Source organism: Dyella jiangningensis, assembly GCF_003264855.1.
GTDB lineage: Bacteria > Pseudomonadota > Gammaproteobacteria > Xanthomonadales > Rhodanobacteraceae > Dyella > Dyella jiangningensis_C.
On sequence record NZ_NFZS01000004.1, the window covers coordinates 663,232 to 680,927 of the forward strand.

Here is a 17,696-nt window from a genome sequence, read left to right on the forward strand (position 1 = left end):
AAAGGGCAACGCCTCGCTAAGTGCGCGCCGCGATGACGACGGCACCAAAAAAAAACGGCCCGGTGATCCCGGGCCGTTTCGTCCAGCACGTAATGGAGCAAACCTCAGGGCCGGCGCGCCAGCTCCGGGTTTTCCTTGGTCTTGGGCATCAGGTCCTGCTTGGACACGCCGAGCCAAAGCAGGATCGGGCTGGCCACGAAGATCGAGGACAGCGTGCCGACCAGGATGCCGATCAGCATGGTGATGGCGAAGCCGTGCACCACCGGACCGCCGAAGAAGTACAGCGCGGCCATGGTGATCGCCGTGAACAGCGCGGTGATGATGGTTCGCGACAGCGTGTTGTTGATCGAGCGGTTGAGGATCTCTTCCGGCTCGGCCTTGCGGGCCAGGCGGAACAGTTCGCGCACGCGGTCGAACACCACGACCTTGTCGTTGATCGAGTAACCGATCACCGCCAGCACCGAGGCGAGCACGGTGAGGTCGAACTCGCGCTGCACCAGCGCGAACACACCGACCGTGATCAGCGCATCGTGCAGTTCGGTGACGATGGCCGCCACGGCGAAGCGCCATTCGAAGCGGATGCCCAGGTACAGGCCGATGCCGAGCATCACCACCAGCGCGGCCATGATGCCGTCGCTGCGCAGCTCGTCACCCACGGTCGAGCTCACGTAGTCGCGGCTCTTGATGCTCACGTCCGGGCGGCTCGCCTTGAGCACGCCGGTGGTCACCGCGGAGACCTTGTCGAGGTTGATCTTGCCGGCTTCGTCCTTCATCACCGCCGTGGGCTGGAAGCGCACCGACACTTCGCGCGTGCCACCCAGGCTGGCGACCAGCGAATGCTCGATGCCGCCCTTTTCCAGTGCTTCCTGCACTTCGGCCGTGGTTACCGGATTTTCATAGTCCACCACCAGCGACACGCCGCCGGTGAAGTCCAGGCCGTAGTTCAGGCCCTTGATCGCGATGAGCCCGAAGGACACCGCCATCAGCAGGATGGCGATGCCCACGCTGATCTTCCTCATGCCGAGGAAGTTGACGTTCGCGTTGTGGTTGAAGATTTCCATGTTGTGTTCTCTTTACCTCAAACGCTCAGCGTCTTGAGCTTGCGATGACCGTGGATCAGCGCCGTGATCGCATGCGTCACAGTGACCGAGGTGAACATCGAGGTGAGGATGCCGATCAGCAGCGTGATGCCGAAGCCCTTGATCGGGCCCGAGCCCATCGTGGTCAGCGCCAGCGCGGCGATCAGGTGGGTGACGTTGGCGTCGAGAATGGTCGCCCATGCCTTGTCGTAGCCGGCGCGGATCGCCGCCAGCGGCGTGGAGCCGTTGCGCAGTTCCTCTCGCACGCGCTCGCAGATCAGCACGTTGGCGTCGATCGCCATGCCCAGCGTGAGCACGATACCGGCGATACCCGGCATGGTCAGCGTCACGCCCACGGCCGACATCACGGCCACCAGGATCACCAGGTTGAAAAACAGCGCAACGTCGGCGACGAGGCCGAAGAGCTTGTAGTAGAGCGCCGCGGCCAGCAGCACCAGCGCCAGGCCGATCATCACCGCGTGCAGGCCCTTCTCGATGTTGTCCTGGCCGAGGCTGGGACCAATCACGCGCTCTTCGACGATGTCGATCGGCGCCGCCAGCGAGCCGCCCTTGAGCAGCAGCGCCAGCTCGGAGGCTTCCTTCGGGCTGCGCAGGCCGGTGGTCTGGAAGTTCTTGCCGAACACGCCGTTGATGGTGGCGTAGTTGATCACCTCTTCGGTGATCTTCGGCGTGCGCACTTCCTTGCCGTCGACGATCTTGGTCTCGACCACGCGCTCCACGTACACCACGCCCATCGGCTTGCCGACGTTGCCGGTGGTGAAGTCCAGCATCTTCTTCGCGCCGGCCGAGTTCAGCGTCACCGACACGGCGGGCGAGCCGCTCTGCTGGTCGAAGGTGGAGGACGCATCGACCAGCTGGTCGCCGGTGACGATGATGTTCTTGCTCAAGAGGTACGGCTGGCCTTCGCGCCCCTTGTACAGGCGCGCATCCGGCGGAACGATGCCCGAGCGCTGCGCCTCGATGGCCTGCTGCGGCGTGCCGTAACCCGCGCGGTATTCCAGCGTGGCGGTGGCGCCGATCAGCTTCTTCGCCTCTGCCGTGTCCTGCACGCCGGCCAGCTCGACCACGATGCGGCTGTCACCCTGCTGCTGGATGATCGGCTCGGACACGCCCAGCGCGTTGATACGGTTGCGCAGCGTGCCCAGGTTCTGGCGGATGGTGTTGAGCGACAGCTCGCGCAATTTGTCCGGACGTACCGTGGCGTTGAGCGGATAGCGGTCGCCGGTGGCGTTGCCGTCCTGCACGCTGAGATCGGGATATTCGGTGCCAATGAAAGTGGCGGCGGCCACGCGGTCCTCATTGGACTTCAACACCACCAGCACGCCCTGGCCGCGCTGGCTGGCGCGCGTCACGGACTCATAGCGGATGTTCTTTTCGCGCAGCAGGCTGCGGATGTCGTCGGCATAGCGCGTTTCCTGCTTGTCGATCACGTCGTTCTGATCGACCTGCATCAGGAAGTGCACGCCACCCTGCAGGTCCAGGCCCAGCGGCATCGACTTGGCGCCAATCGCGCTGAGCCAGTTCGGCACGGTGGACTTGAGGTTGAACGCGACCGTGTAGTCATCGCCCAGGGACGCCTTGATCGCGTCCGCAGCGCTCTTCTGCACGTCGGCGTTGGCGAAACTGGCGAGCAGGTGGTCGCCCTTGATCTCGATGCCCGTGCTGGCGACGTTCGCCTTCTTCAGGGCATCGGACACCTTCTGCTCGAGCGCCTGGTCGACCGTGCCATTGCGGTTCGCCGTGATCTGCACGGCAGGCACCGGCAGGAACACATTGGGCAGCGCATAGACAATGCCGAGCACCAGTACGATGGCGACCAGCGCGTATTTCCAGCGTGGAAAATCACTCATGCCTTGAATCCGTCAAACGCCGCGGCACGAGGCAGGCCGCGGCAAGCAATGCGTCGTTGAAGCCGGAGCCCCTCCACTCCGGCAAGCCGCCCTCAGGACGACTTCAGCGTGCCCTTGGGCAGCACCTGCTGCACGGCGCCCTTCTGCAGCTTGATCTTCACGTTCGGTGCGATCTCGACCGTGATGAAGCTCTCGCCCACTTCGTCCACCTTGCCGGCGATGCCGCCGTTGGTGACCACTTCGTCGCCCTTGGACAGCGCGGCGACCATGTTGCGGTGCTCCTTCTGGCGCTTCATCTGCGGGCGGATCATCAGGAAATAGAAGACCACGAACAGCAGGATCAACGGCAGGAACGTCATGATCGGGTTCGGTGCGCCGGCAGCCGGAGCGGCCTGGGCGATCACGAAGGACGTCGGAAAAGTCATCAGCTTGTCTCGCAAGTTATGGTTCCAACAGGGATTTCCGCTGGAACCTGATAAAAGATCGTGGATTATGCCACGCGCCCCCGGGCCCTGCATGCGTCACAAGGCCCGCCCGTCGAGGGTTCTGGCGGCGGGGAAGACAGATTCCAAGGGCAAGACCGGCGCGGGATCGTGATGGTTCCCGGGCCCCGCTTCTTTCCATCGGCTCAACGAAGCGTTCCCTTCTCCCCTTGGAAGAAGGTACCGCTCCCACGGGACTCCTTCGATCGCAGGCGGTGAGGGTTCGGTCGGAGCGAGAGGTGAAAGGCTACGCGGGCCCCGCACCCTCTCCCCAACCCCTCTCCCATTGGGAGAGGGGCTAAAGCGGCTGCAATGTCGTGACTGGCGCTTACAAAGCACACCAACCTTTTCACGCGTGAGCCCTTCTCCCCTTGGAAGAAGGTGCCGGTCCCACGGGACTCGTTCGATCGCAGGCGGATGAGGATTTGAGTGGAGCGAAAGGTGAAGGCTACGCAAGCCCCGTACCCACACGCCCCTCCCCTCTCCCGTAGGGAGATGGACTGAGCTATCTGCGATGTAGTAACTGCGGTTTTGGAAGCATCCCAATCCCTTCACGCGTGAATCCTTCTCCCCTTGGGAGAAGGTGCCGGCAGGCGGATGAGGGTGCGAACGGAGCGAAAGGTGAAAGGTTGCGCAAGCACTGCACCCCTCTCCCCTCTCCCACCAGGACTACCTTCGGGCGCCGTGGGGAGAGGGTGGCACCTTGCAGAACCGGGGCTGGCTGCCAAAGCGCCGTTAAGCCGCTAGACCACCCTGCCTGCGCGCATAGAACTCCGCCACGAAATCATCCAGCTTGCCTGCGGCGATCGCCTCACGCAGGCCCGCCATCAGCCGCTGGTAGTGACGCAGGTTATGCATGGTGGCGAGCTGGCTGCCGAGGATCTCGTTGCAGCGATCCAGATGCCGCAGGTAGGCGCGGCTGAAGCCGTTGCTGCACGCATAGCAGTCACAACCTTCCTCGATCACCCGGGTATCCAGCGCGAACTTCGCATTGCGGATGCGCAGCGTGCCCTCGGCGGTGAACAGGAAGCCGTTGCGTGCGTTGCGCGTGGGCATCACGCAGTCGAACATGTCGATGCCGCGGCGCACGGCCTCCACGATGTCCTCCGGCCTGCCCACGCCCATCAGGTAGCGCGGCTTGTCGGCGGGCAGCAGCGGCACGGTGAAATCCAGCGTGTGGTTGCGCTCGGCTTCCGGCTCGCCCACGGCGAGGCCACCCACGGCATAGCCGTCGAAACCGATGTTGACCAGGCCTTCCGCCGAGCGACGGCGCAGGTTCTCGTACACACTGCCCTGCACGATGCCGAACAGCGCATTGGGATTCTTCAGGTCGTCGAAGGCACGGCGTGAACGCTCGGCCCAACGCAGGCTCAACTCCATCGAGGTGGAGGCGACCTTTTCAGTGGCCGGGTACGGCGTGCACTCGTCGAAGATCATCGCGATGTCCGAGTCGAGCACCTTCTGGATGCGCATCGATTCCTCCGGCGACAGGAACACCTTCGAACCATCGACGGGCGATGCGAACGCCACACCCTCTTCGGTGATCTTGCGCTTGTGCGCCAGCGAGAACACCTGGAAACCGCCGGAATCGGTGAGGATCGGCTTGTCCCAGCCGATGAACTTGTGCAGCCCACCGAACTGCTCCACCACCTCCAGGCCGGGCCGCAGGAACAGATGGAAAGTGTTGCCCAAAATGATCTCGGCGCCGATCTCGCGGATGTCCCGCGGGGTCATCGCCTTCACCGAGCCATAGGTGCCCACGGGCATGAACGCGGGCGTTTCCACCGTGCCGCGGTCAAACATGAGACGGCCACGACGGGCCGCGCCGTCGGTGGCCTGGAGTTCGAAAGTCAGGGAAGTCATCGGGGGATTATCGCGTTTTCTGGGGTTGGGTGCTTTTTGACGCTGTGGCGGGCGGCACTCAGCGTGCTCATTCTTCCCTCTGGGGAGAGGGTTGAATCTGGCCTCACCGCTCATTGCTTCGTCCGCGCTCTCCTGTAGGAGCGCACCCAGTGCGCGACCGCAATGGCAATAGATACGCTGCGGTCGCGCACTGGGTGCGCTCCTACAGGGAGAAGCCCCGCTCTTTCAGCTCCGGCCTTTGACGGTCAATCCCCTATGCCGCGAGCAGGCGGGGAGGCGGAGCAGCCCGCAGGGTGGCCGGCATGGACGCCGGCCAGTGGATCGTCAGGGCAGGATGCCCTGTCGATCCACCCCGCCTCCCGCCTGCGACCCCGCAGGGGCGCGGCATCGGGGTGGCCTTTCTCTTGGCATTGCCACCTTTACTGTGGTTACTTCTCTTTACTCCGGGCGTCCTGCCCTCCGCCCTTCCTCGCTCCTCAAAGCAGGCGCCATCCATGGCGCCTCCCCGCGTGCGGGCCGGCTTCGCCGTTCGCACGCGCTCCTGCGCGTGCGTGGCCACGCAAAGAGAAGTGACCCGGGCCGCGGCAGCGGTCCGGAAGCCCGCTGCAGGCGAGCAATCTGGTGATATCGCGACAACCGAAGACTGTCGCTGCTGGGTCCCGGCCTACGCCGGGACGACGAGGAATGAAGACAGACGCGAAGGGCTATCGCGCGCAGGGTGCGCTCCTACAGAAACACGGTGAGGTTCGCCTCAGCCCTTCGGCAGGATCAACATCGCATCGCCATACGAGAAAAAGCGGTACTTCTGCTCAACCGCATGCCGATACGAAGCCAGCATGAAATCCCTGCCCGCCAATGCCGACACGAGCATCAACAACGTCGATTGCGGCAGATGGAAATTGGTCAGCAGCCCGTCGATGCTGCTGAACCTGTAGCCCGGGAAGATGAAGATCTGCGTCTCGCCGGCAAACGGCTGCAGTTCGCCATCACGCACCGCACTCTCCAGCGCACGCACCACCGTCGTACCCACGGCGATCACGCGACCGCCGGCTGCGCGCGTACGGCGGATCTGCTCCACCAGGCTCGCGCCGACATTGAGCCACTCGCGATGCATCTGGTGATCCTTGATGTCATCGGCACGCACGGGCTGGAACGTACCCGCACCGACATGCAAGGTCACGTAACCGAACTGCACGCCACGCTCGCGCAGCGTCGCCAACGTCGTCTCGTCGAAATGCAGGCCAGCCGTCGGCGCCGCGACGGCACCGGGCTCACGCGCGAACACCGTCTGATAGCGCTCCATGTCGCCCTGGTCGGCATGACGCGTGATGTAGGGCGGCAATGGCATCTCGCCCAGACGCAGCAGCAAGCGCTCCAGCGGATCGGTGGATTCGAAACGCAAGCGGAAGAACGGCCCATCGCGCCCCAGCACCACCGCGTGGCTGCCATCGGCCAGCTCGATGCGACCACCCTCCTTCGGCTTCTTGCTCACGCCGAGCTGGACCGTCGCCTCGTGGGCACCGGTGACGCGCTCGATCAGGATCTCGACCTGTCCACCCGTATCCTTGCGTCCGTAGAGTCGAGCCGGCAGCACGCGCGTGTCGTTGAACACGAGCAAATCGCCCTTGCGCAGGAAATCCGGCAGATCGCGGAACATGCGGTCCTGGCGGGCCTGCGCTTCCACATCGAGCACCAGCAAGCGGCTGGCCGAGCGCTCGGCCAGCGGCGCCTGGGCGATCAATTCGGGCGGAAGTTCAAAGTCGAAATCGGTCTTCTTCACGGCGGGAACAATGGCGTCGAATGCGCCATTATCGCGCAAAGCGTCCGCCAGGGCCGGGAAGCCGTCCGAGGGCGACTTCCCGGAGAACGACCTTCAGCGCGTGCGCAATGCGTGCCGTGGGGCATCGAATCACGCCGCTTCACTACCCCTCCGGCGACGACGGCGCCACAACCACAAGGCGAAACCCGCCACCACGAGCACCAGGGCGCCCACCTCATAGGGGAAGTAGCGCCGTATCGCATGCTTGACCGCGGCCACCTGTTGCGCGCGCTTGAGCGTGCGTGCGCGGTCGAAGTCGGGCTCCTCGCAGTTGCGGCCAAAATCCTCGGCCCAGTCCACGTAGGGGCCTTGCTTGACATAGCGTTGGTAGAGCACGGTGGCGCGGCGCATGCGTTCAGACGGCTGAGCCGGAGTGGGGTCGCCGTAGAACGCATAGTTGTCCTCATAGTCCGGCGGGCCTTCCAGCATCCAGCCCGTGGCCTTGCAAAGCACGGCGGCGAACGCCTGTGAGCGTGGCGGCAGCAGGTCGGCGGCATGCGACGCCTCGTCGGCGGCGACGTAACGGTAGTGGAAGCGGCGATCAGGCTTGGCTTCGCTATCGGCGTAGCGCTGGCGCTCGCCGTCGGTGACGAAGGCCTGCTCCAGCGACTTGCGATCCTGTCCGCTGCCGCCCTGGAAGCTGCCGCCGTTGTCGTTGTAGTCGGGGCCTTGCTCGAAACCGAGGATCTCCATGCCCTGCTCGCGCGCGATTACCGCCGCGGCATACAGCGCCTGCGCCTTGCCGATGTCGGTCCACGCATGTTCACTGTCGTGCATGGCCTGCACGTAGGCGCGCGCCTGGCGGCGCAGGCTCAACGGGTGCGTCTTGCCGTCGTTGTCGTAGCTGCTGAAGCGCGGGTCATCGTCGGCAGGAAAATAAGCCTGCGCTTCGTCATAGCGCCCCGCTCGCATCAGCCGGCGCGCGAGCAGCCAACGCAGGTTGTCGCCCAGTGGGCGCGCCTCGCAGCAGTCGTTGGTGCCGGCCTTCTTCGGCGGCACGGGCGTCGCCGGCGCGCGGGCATCGACGAAGGCCTTGAGTTCATCCACGGTGAGCACGCGCTCGGCGAGGTACGCGGCATCGTTGCCGTAACCATAGCCCGCGGTCTCCCCGTCCTGGTCGTAGAGGTTGCCGTCGCCGCCCGCGCTCAGAGCGGCATCGTAGAGATGGCCCAGCGCTTCGACGTACTCACCGCGCGCGAGCGACAACACGCCGCGCTCGCCGATCAGCAAGTTGACGTTCGCCGGCTCCAGCGCAGGCTGTGCTTGCCCGGTTTTAGGAAATGCCTTGGCCGCAGCGGCATAGGCTGCGCTGGCCGCCGCCAGGTCGCCCTTCTGCAAGGCCAACTTTGCCCGCACCCAGTCGGCCAGCGGCCCGGCGGATTTGTCCACCAGGCGCGCCGCCACGTCGTAGCGCCCGGTCTGGTAGGCGAGCGCGGCGAGTCGGTCAAGGCCGATCACCTGGTCGAGCCCGCGTTGCTCCACTGCTTCCACCAGCGCGAGCAATCGCGGATCGGGCTTGCTGGTATCGGCGCCGCTCGCCTCGTCGATGCTGCCGCTGCCCATGCGCGCCAATGCGTAGGTCACCAGCAAACGCTGGACCACCGGGTTGTCCAGCACCGCCGCCATCTGCGAGGGATTGCCCATCACGCTGCCGGCGATGGCCACCAGCGACTGCACGCCGCTGTCCGATCCGTGGCCGGCCTGCGCGGCATAGAGCGTGATGGCGCGCTTGAGGTCAACCGCTGAAATACCGTCGCCGCAGTGGTTCGCGTCGTCGTAGAGGTTGCCCCAGCTGCACTGTGTGCCGTGGCTGTAGAGATACAGACGCGCTTCCTCGCCGAAGCTGGCGACGGCCAGCGCCTGGGTGTCGGACGCGCCGGCAACGGCCCGGTTGCGTGCCAGCTGGAATGACTTGGCCGCCGCATCCCGCTCGCGCCGGAACGCAGTGTCATCCTCGGCGGCGGCCTGCGCCTTTCCAGCATGGATGCGGCCGAGCATGTAGGCGGCCCACACGGAGCGCAACCTGGCCTGCTCCTCGGGCAGCGCCAGCACCCGGCCGAAATAGTCTCCGGCCGTGTCCATGTCGCCCTTGGCGAACGCCATGGCGCCGGCGGTATAGGCACGGAGGTCGGCAGGCAGATCCTTGCCTTGCTCGAACGCCGCGGCGGCGTCTTCGCCCTGCCGCAAGGCCGCGACCTCGTCAGCCTGTGCGGACGTGAGCCCGAGCAACCCGGCCTGCGCGTCGCGATCCGCGCCTTCGATGGGCTGCGTGGGATCGGGCTGCAGCTTGTCGGTGGGTTCCAGCAGATGCATCGCCTCGAAGGCGAAACTGTTTTGGGGCGTGGATTTGAGCGTGGCTGCGCGATGATCCAGCAACTGGTTGGGGAACATCGGGCCGCAGGCCCAGGCGACGGCACCGGCGAGGCCGGCAACCAGGGAAGCGACGATCCATGAGCGCTTGTGCATGTGATTCCTGTGGAGGCTGCGGACGCTCCGCGTCCGGCGCTGCAAGTATGCGATACCGGCGAACCCGCTGCGCGCGGCGCGAGGCCTCACTCGCGGCGCGGCTAGGGTTCGCTGCTCTCCACTCGCAATGCCGCACCCCCATCGCAACGCAACCAGCCGACGGACAGTTGCCGCCCGGCACGCAACACGCCTCGCTGAGCGCGCTGCAGGAACAAGCCGTGTGGCGTGCGTTGCAGCGCGTAACCGTGAATGCCGTCGGCGTTGCCACAGGTGGCGTCCAGGCGCAGCAGCGAGGGCAACGGCAGGTCGGCATTGCCGGCGTTGATCAGCACCAGGTCGCGCAACGCGATGTCGGGCGCCGAACGCACCTGTGCCAGCAGCGATACCACGAGCGGCTGCCGCGACAGCACGGCACGCCACGTGGCCAGGCTCCAGGCGCGTGCGTCGTCTTCGGTCGGCACGCGAAACCACACGATGCCTGCCAGCCGCTGCGGCGCATCCGCCTCCAGCGCGCTGACGAAGCCCTGCATGGCCAGCGGATCGGCGAACAGCTCGCTGGCTTCGTCGCCCGCCACCAGCGTCGGCCGCTCGCTTTCGATGGACGCCACGCGACCCTGACCATCCCAGCTCACGCGCGTGCCATAGGCCGGCAGGGCCACGCGCCATGGGCCGCGTGCGTGGCGCGCAAATGCATCCATCCAGGCATGCGCCTGGCGTGGATCGAACAGACCGGCACGCGGCGATTGCACCGCGTGCACCTGCAATACCGATTCATCCACCCTGGCCAGCAGCGCATCGAGGCTGGCGCTGTCGAGCCAGGTGGGCAACACCGTGATGGAAAGACGCAGCGGTTCGCCCAGCGAAGTGCGAAGCAGCGACAGGAAACGCGCGTACACCGGCAGTCGTGAGGTGGCGCAGTCGTGATCGATTTCCACGCCGGCTATGCGCAGCCCGCGGCCGCGCCATTGCGCCAGCACGGATTGGATGTGATCGATCACGTCGGCCGCATCCCACTGCGCCAACTGGCCTTCGATGCGCACCACCACCGTTACCGGCTTGCCGGTGGCGAGCAGCACCGCCGCGTCGGGCTCGACGAGATGCCATTGCCCGCGGCCGTCCAGTTCCGCGGCCAGCACGCGCCAGCCCTGCACCACGTCGCTGCTGGTGCGCACTGCATCGCCGAGTGCCGGCGTCCACTGGCGTTGCCATATGTACGCTTCGTTGCCGAGCGCTACGGGCCGCCCGGAACACGCTGCCGTCGCAAGCACGAACAACCCCAGCGCCAAGCAGGACAACAGGCGAAGCAAGACATTCGACGAAGGCGGCACGCGGCAATTCCGGAATGACGAACGCCTATTGCACTCCATCGGACGGCGCGCGGCTACCGCCCGGCAACGCTCAAAGCCAACCTTTCTGCCTCGCCAATCGATACGCCTCGATGCGATTGGCGGCACCGAGCTTGCCGATGGCTTCGGAGAGGTAGTTGCGCACCGTGCCATGCGAGAGGTTGAGCTGGCTGGCGATATCGCTGGCCGATTGTCCTTCGCCCGCAAGGCGCAGTACCTGGCGCTCGCGGTCGTTGAGCGGATCGGCTTCGGACCAGGCCTCGAGCGCCAGTTGCGGATCGATGGCGCGGCCGCCGCGATGGACCATGCGAAGCGCCTCGGCGAGATTCTCCGCCGGCGCATCCTTCAGCAGATAGCCGGAAACGCCGGCGTCCAGCGCGCGGCGCAGGAAGCCCGGTCGCGCGAAGGTAGTGACGATGATCGTCTTCACCGGCATCTCGTGGCGCTGGATGCGTTGCGCGAGTTCCAACCCGGTCAGGCCGGGCATCTCGATGTCGGTCACCAACACGTCGGGCTTGAGCCGCTGCAGCTCGCGCCATGCCGCCTCGCCGTCGGCGGCCGAGCCGAGCACTTCGATATCCGATTCGAGATTGAGCAGCGCCGACAACGCGCCACGCACCATGGCCTGATCTTCGGCCAGCAATACACGGATCATGCAACCTTTCCTGTGGTGACGGCCTGCAACATGCGGTGGTCTTCCGTTGCAGCAACCTGGGTCGAGAGTGGCACCATCACTTTCAGCGTGGTGCCCTTGCGTGCGGGCGAGTCGATCTGCAGGCTGCCACCAAGCGCGCGGATGCGTTCACGCATGCCGCTGACACCGTTGCCGTGGGCCGCAAGGCCACCGCAACCGTTGTCGCTGATGCACATCTGGAATCTCCCCGCCTCGAACTGGAACCGCACGCTTGCCACCCTGGCGCGCGCATGGCGATGGATGTTGGTGATGGCTTCTCGCAGCACCAGCGCCAAGGGCGCCTCAAGCGCCGGCGGCAGTTCGATGCCTTCGGGCCATTCGCCTTCGAACACCAGGCCCGACGCCTCGAGCATCAGGCGCGCGGAGACAAGTTCCGCGGCGATATCGCTGCGGCGCATGCCGGTGACGGCGGCGCGTACTTCGCCCAAGGCGTGACGCGCGACCCGCTCCACTTCTTCCATCTCGCGTTGTGCACGCGGCGGATCGACCTGCGCGAGTTTTCGCGCGAGCTCGGATTTCAATGCAACCAGGGAAAGCGTATGGCCGAGGAGATCATGCAGGTCGCGGCCGATGCGCTCGCGTTCGGCCAGGGTAGCCAGGCGCCGCACTTCATCCTGGGAAAGACGCAGCTGCGATTCCTTGCGCAGGTTGCTCATGCGCAGGAAATGGCCCGCGCCGGACAGCAGAGAGGCAAACAGCACGAGGATCATCAGCCACGGCGATACATGCATGCGCATCGACACCAGCGCCACCGGCACGTACAGCAGCGCCACCGTAGCCAACCATTGGCGGATCGTGGGCAGGTACGCCAGGCACATGATGGCCGACACCACGTAGCCCAGCGCCACGCCGTTGAAAGGCCAAGCGATCAGTCCGATCGCCACCATGCCGGCGGCGTACCACGGCAGGTAGCGATAAGGTCCGCGATAGATCATGCCGTGCAGGTAGAGGTACAGCGGCGCCGACAACAGGGTGATGGGCAGCCACCGCGTCCAGACGGCCTGCTTGTCCGCCAGCGGACCCAACACCAGGGCCACCATCCACAGCTTGCCGGCCGCGGCTTCCCAGCGCAGATAGGGTGGGGAGCGCAGCTGGCCGAGCAGGGAATCCGGTCGCGTGCGAGGCCAGAGCTTCATGTGGCCTGGCGCTCCCTCGCCGGCCACTCACCCGCCGTTGGAGCGGTGGCGTCGGGCAGCTCGAACAGTCGGCTGCGGACGCGCAGCGGCACGTTGATACGCAGACGCGTGCCCTGTCCCGATGGCGACTCGACCTCAAGCACGCCGCCCAGCGCATGCACGCGCTCGCGCATGCCGCACAGTCCATTGCCATGCTCGCCGATACCGCCGCGCCCGTTGTCTTCCACGCGCAGCTGCAACGTGTCGCCGACGATCTTCAGCGCCACGCTGGCGCGGTTGGCCCGGGCATGCCGCGCGATATTGGTCACCGCTTCGCGCAGTACCAATGCGAGGCAGCGTTCGATCTGCACCGGCAGCGAATCCGGCAGTTCACCGTACTCCAGCATCACGTCGGAAGATTCAAGCAACAGCTTCGCTGCCGCCAGCTCCGCGGCGAGGTCGGTGGCGCGAATGCCGGTGACGGCGGCGCGAACCTCGGCCAAGGCATGGCGGGCCACACGCTCGGCTTCCTCCAGCTCGCGCCGCGCGGCCTCGCTGTCGCGATCGAACAGCTTGCGCGACAGTTCGAGCTTCAGTGTGATGAGCGACAGCGTGTGGCCCAGCAGGTCGTGCAGGTCGCGACCGATGCGCTCGCGTTCCGCGGTGGCGGCGAGTCGGCGGACCTCATCGTGCGACAACCGCAGCTCGACATCCTTCTCTTCGCTCATCCGCTCCGCGTTGACGGCGATGCCGACGATGAAGCTGCACAGCGGCATCCAGATCACCGCCTGCCACGGATAGTGCAGCAGCCATGCCTCCACCAGCACCACGCTGTTGAGCGCCGCCAGCACGCCCATATACGCACGCAGGCTCATGCGACGTGTGCACAGCATCACGCAGCCATACATGAAATAGGTGAGCCCGCTGGGGTACCAGGGCATCAGCAGGTACGCCATCAACACCAGCAGCAGCGAATAGCGGTAGGAGACACGCCGCGACGTCACGCAGCAGAGCGCATACAACGTGAGAAAGATCGGATAGCTGATCGCCGTGAGCAGCACCCAGCGCAGGGTGAAGCGATCGAACACCGGCGTGATGAATACCCAGATCGACCACAGCAGGTGCACCGCATCGATCCAGGGCGACTTGCCCTTGCGTGCGCTGTGCGCCGCCAGCGAATCGGGCGCAGGGGTGAACCATGCACGTATCAGTTGGCGCATCGTTCCCACCTCCCCATGGGTTGATCAGCGACGTGCATCGTACTTCAACCGATGCGACGCAGGCGTCGAGCCGCCAGCAGGGAGAAACCCACGCCGAAGGCGAGCAAGACCAGCACGTGCGGCCACGCCGGCCCCTGCTCCAGTCCTACCGCCTGCAGCGCGATCCGGTGCAGATGGGTGCTCGGCCAGAACGGCGACAGGCGCTGCAGCGCGGACGGCAGCATCGACAGCGGAATCCACAGGCCGGACATGAAGGACATCGGCAGATAGATCAGGTTGAGCACGCCAGGGGCGCCCTGCCCTTTCACCAGCGTGCCGACGAACATGCCCATCGCGCAGAACGGCAACACGCCCAGCATGCCGGTGAGCAACAGCAGCCCCGCCTGGCCGGCGGCGAGCTGCACATGCCCCAGGCCGAGCGCCAGCGGGAGCAACAACACGATGACCACGCCGGCCGCCAGCATCGCCATCAGCATCTTGCCCAGCAGATAGGCACCCGGCGGCATCGGCAAGGCACGCTTGAGCGTCAGCAGGCCGTTGTCGCGCTCCATCGCCAGCGAGACACCAAAGCCGAACAGGCCCGGACTCATCACGCCGAATACGCCATAGCTCGCCAGCAGGTAGGTCAGTGCGTGATGGTCCGCCGAGTGATTCATCACGATGCCGAACAACAGGTAGAACATCGTCGGGAACAACATCACCGGCAGCAGGAAGCTGGGAGCGCGCAGGTAGCGCAGGCATTCGCTGCGCATTTCGGCGAGGTAGGCGCCAAGCACGCGGCGCAAGGGCATGGCCTGGTGCGTCGGTGCGGCAGCAAGGGCCAGATCGATCGATGGCATTACGCAGCCTCCTGTTCCGTGGACGTTTCGCGGGTGAGCTCGGTGAACGCTTCGGCCAGCCCCGCACGCAAGACTTCGAGTTCGCTCAGCGCCGGGTCCGCATCGAGCAGCCGCCGCACCACGTGCTCGGCGGCATCGGTTTGGATGGCCAATCGCGCCCCCTCGCGCGTCGCCGACGTCACATGCGACCACTGGGCAATGGCATGCGCATCGAGATCGCTGAGGCAGCGAATGCGAGCCCGCGCCACGCGGGCGCGCAACGCCTGCACGCTTCCGTCGCTCAGCACCCGCCCCTTGGCGAGTACCACCACGCGTTGCGCCAGCGCTTCGGCTTCTTCCAGGTAGTGCGTGGTGAGCACGATGGCGCAGCCCTCGGCCACCAGTTGGCGGATCGCCGCCCACAGTTTCTGGCGCGCCTCGATATCCATGCCGACCGTGGGCTCGTCGAGGAACAGCAACTCGGGCCGGCCGCACAAGGCCAGGGCGAACTGCACGCGTCGCTGCTGACCACCGGACAGTCCGGCATAGCGCCGCGCCAGCAGATCGCCGATACCCGCCAGCTCGGCCGTTTCAGCCAGCGTGCGCGGCGCCGGGTAGTAGCTCATGGTGAGGCGCAGCAACTCCGCCACGCTGAGCGTCGGCGGCAATACGGCCGATTGCAGCATTACACCTATCCGGCGGCGCGCATCGATGTCCTGTGGATCCTTCCCGAACAGCTGCACCCGACCAGCATCGGCGCGCACCAGCCCCAGCAACAAGCTGATGGCCGTGCTTTTGCCGGCGCCATTGGGGCCCAGCAGCGCCAGCAGTTCGCCGCGCTGCAGCATGAGATCAAGGCCGTCGAGGGCCGTTAAATCACCATAACGTTTCACTGCGCCAGCCAGGCTGGCGACCTCCGCGACTGCTTGTTCCATGGCTCCTCCTCCTTGCTCGCCATGCTAGGCACCGCAAGGGTTTGCCGGCAGTCGCCGGCGTCAGCAGACGCGGGTGACAGCCGTCACCCGGGGTACCGGCCGCGAAACCGCCGCGCTATGCTCGGGTGGTCGTTGCATTGCACATCCGCGGCGGATCGCAGTGCGACATGGCCCCCACAGGCCGGGAAACGCGGGTCGACCATGCGTTTCCACCCTGCATTCGTTGAAACGTCGGCGCGCCCGCCACTGGGAGGCAGGCCAGTCGACCTTGAAGGAGGAACCCATGGGCGTGATTCAACAGTTGCGCGAACTGCGCGAATTCGGCGGTGCTCCGCTGACCACCGGACTCGACGACGCCACCATCGAGCGTTTCGCGGCCAGCCATCCTGAGCTGGCGCAGGCGATCGGCGAAGCCGTCGCGCGCCATCGCGAGCTGCGCAGCGAACTGGGCGACTTCCTCAAGCTCGACGAAAGCGAGCAGTTGACGAAGGCGCAGACGGAATTCGTCAATTTCTATCCGGACGACGCCATCAATCCGTACCTGCCGGCAGCGGCGCGCGGCCCGTGGGTCGTGAGCTTCAAGGGCGCGGTGATCCACGACAACGGCGGCTACGGCATGCTGGGCTTCGGTCACAACCATGCGGCCATCGACGCCGCGCTGGCGCGTCCGCAGGTGATGGCCAACGTGATGACGCCGAGCATTTCGCAGATGCGGTTCACGCAGGCGATGGATCGCGAGCTGGGCATCCACCGCGGCAGCAATCCGTATGCGCGCTATCTGTGCCTCAACTCCGGTTCCGAAGCCGTGGGCCTTGCCTGCCGCATCGCCGACGTCAACGCCAAGCTGATGACCGACGCGGGTGCGCGCCACGCCGGCCGCACCATCAAGCGCGTCGCGGTGAAAGGTGCGTTCCACGGCCGCACCGATCGCCCCGCGCTGTATTCCGACTCCACGCGCAAGACCTACCTGCAGCATCTGGCGAGCTATCGCCATGAGGACACGCTGCTTACCGTGCAGCCCTACGACGTGGCGCAGCTGGAAGCGGTGTTTGCCGACGCGGAGAAGCATGGCTGGTTCATCGAGGCGATGTTCCTCGAACCCGTGATGGGCGAAGGCGATCCGGGTCGCGCGGTGACGCCGGAGTTCTACCAGAAGGCACGCGCGCTCACCGAAGCGCACGGCACTTTGCTGATGGTGGATTCGATCCAGGCTGGCCTGCGCGCGCATGGCGTGCTGTCGGTCACCGACTATCCCGGCTTCGAGAAGCTGGCGCCGCCGGACATGGAGACCTTCTCCAAAGCGCTCAACGCGGGCCAGTATCCGCTGTCGGTGCTCGCCGTGAGCGAGCGCACCGCAGGGCTCTATCGCAAGGGCATCTACGGCAACACCATGACGGCCAACCCGCGTGCGCTGGACGTGGCCCTGGCCACGCTCAACGAGCTCACCGACGAGGTGCGCAACAACATCCGCGAGCGCGGCAAGGAATTCGTCGACAAGCTCAACGTGCTGAAGAACGAGCTGGGCGGACTGATCACCAAGGTGCAGGGTACCGGCCTGTTGTTCTCGTGCGAACTCGCGCCGGAGTTCAAGTGCTACGGCGCGAACTCCATCGAGGAGTACATGCGCGAGCGTGGCGTGGGCGTAATCCATGGCGGCACCAACTCGCTCCGCTTCACGCCGCACTTCCTGGTGAGCAGCGATGAGGTGGACCTGGTGGTGTCGCACGTGCGCCAGGCGCTGCTCAACGGTCCGCGCAAGCTCAAGGCCGAAGCGGCCTGATCGGAGCGAAGACGTTGTTGCCATGCGTGGCAGCGACGCCCACATGATCGACAGGAGGGGCGCATGACCTGCGCCCTTTCTCTTGCCTGCTCTCTGCGATCCATTGAACCTTAGTTTGCGTCCGCAGCAAAAACGTAGGCTGCTTCGCAAATTCGAACGGCCGCGCAAAATCCTTCGCAAAACTGTCGCAATGGCTGATTAGCCTCAC

The 17,696-nt window shown here is 65.7% G+C and carries 13 protein-coding genes; 1 reads left to right on the forward strand and 12 read right to left on the reverse strand.

Going from position 1 to position 17,696, the window contains the following annotated elements:
* Positions 1-104: 104 nt before the first annotated feature.
* The 12 genes from secF to CA260_RS15715 form a co-directional block, all read right to left on the reverse strand.
* Positions 105-1,061 (reverse strand): protein translocase subunit SecF, encoded by a 957-nt coding sequence (secF, locus tag CA260_RS15660; protein WP_111983968.1) that lies wholly within the window; start codon positions 1,059-1,061, stop codon positions 105-107.
* Positions 1,062-1,078: 17 nt separating this feature from the next.
* On the reverse strand, positions 1,079-2,950 hold the full coding sequence (gene secD, locus CA260_RS15665) for a protein translocase subunit SecD (RefSeq protein WP_111983969.1): 1,872 nt from the start codon (positions 2,948-2,950) through the stop codon (positions 1,079-1,081).
* A gap of 92 nt (positions 2,951-3,042) precedes the next feature.
* Positions 3,043-3,375, reverse strand: a complete 333-nt coding sequence (gene yajC / locus CA260_RS15670; RefSeq protein ID WP_038615786.1) for a preprotein translocase subunit YajC — start codon at positions 3,373-3,375, stop codon at positions 3,043-3,045.
* 792 nt (positions 3,376-4,167) lie between these two features.
* Positions 4,168-5,295 carry a tRNA guanosine(34) transglycosylase Tgt gene (gene tgt / locus CA260_RS15675; RefSeq protein WP_111983970.1) on the reverse strand — a complete coding sequence of 376 codons (1,128 nt, stop codon included), beginning with the start codon at positions 5,293-5,295 and terminating at the stop codon, positions 4,168-4,170.
* Between the two features lie 751 nt (positions 5,296-6,046).
* Positions 6,047-7,075, reverse strand: a complete 1,029-nt coding sequence (queA, locus tag CA260_RS15680; RefSeq protein ID WP_111984421.1) for a tRNA preQ1(34) S-adenosylmethionine ribosyltransferase-isomerase QueA — start codon at positions 7,073-7,075, stop codon at positions 6,047-6,049.
* Positions 7,076-7,204: 129 nt separating this feature from the next.
* Complete coding sequence (locus tag CA260_RS15685) at positions 7,205-9,580, reverse strand: hypothetical protein (protein ID WP_111983971.1); 2,376 nt, start codon at positions 9,578-9,580, stop codon at positions 7,205-7,207.
* Between the two features lie 101 nt (positions 9,581-9,681).
* Positions 9,682-10,908 carry a DUF3142 domain-containing protein gene (locus CA260_RS15690; RefSeq protein ID WP_238149785.1) on the reverse strand — a complete coding sequence of 409 codons (1,227 nt, stop codon included), beginning with the start codon at positions 10,906-10,908 and terminating at the stop codon, positions 9,682-9,684.
* Positions 10,909-10,978: 70 nt separating this feature from the next.
* A complete protein-coding gene (locus CA260_RS15695; RefSeq protein WP_111983973.1) occupies positions 10,979-11,581 on the reverse strand; it encodes a response regulator transcription factor in 603 nt (200 codons plus the stop codon).
* Complete coding sequence (locus CA260_RS15700) at positions 11,578-12,756, reverse strand: sensor histidine kinase (protein ID WP_111983974.1); 1,179 nt, start codon at positions 12,754-12,756, stop codon at positions 11,578-11,580. Before CA260_RS15700 ends, CA260_RS15695 begins: the two co-directional genes overlap by 4 nt.
* A complete protein-coding gene (locus tag CA260_RS15705; RefSeq protein WP_111983975.1) occupies positions 12,753-13,955 on the reverse strand; it encodes a sensor histidine kinase in 1,203 nt (400 codons plus the stop codon). The genes CA260_RS15700 and CA260_RS15705 overlap by 4 nt, the downstream gene beginning before the upstream one ends.
* A gap of 44 nt (positions 13,956-13,999) precedes the next feature.
* Entirely contained in the window at positions 14,000-14,794 is a 795-nt protein-coding gene (locus CA260_RS15710) for an ABC transporter permease (protein ID WP_238149786.1), read from the reverse strand.
* Entirely contained in the window at positions 14,794-15,708 is a 915-nt protein-coding gene (locus CA260_RS15715) for an ABC transporter ATP-binding protein (RefSeq protein WP_111983976.1), read from the reverse strand. The genes CA260_RS15710 and CA260_RS15715 overlap by 1 nt, the downstream gene beginning before the upstream one ends.
* Positions 15,709-15,991: 283 nt before the next feature.
* Here CA260_RS15715 and CA260_RS15720 point away from each other — a divergent pair, with 283 nt between their 5' ends.
* A complete protein-coding gene (locus tag CA260_RS15720) occupies positions 15,992-17,488 on the forward strand; it encodes an aminotransferase class III-fold pyridoxal phosphate-dependent enzyme (protein WP_111983977.1) in 1,497 nt (498 codons plus the stop codon).
* Positions 17,489-17,696 lie beyond the last annotated feature (208 nt).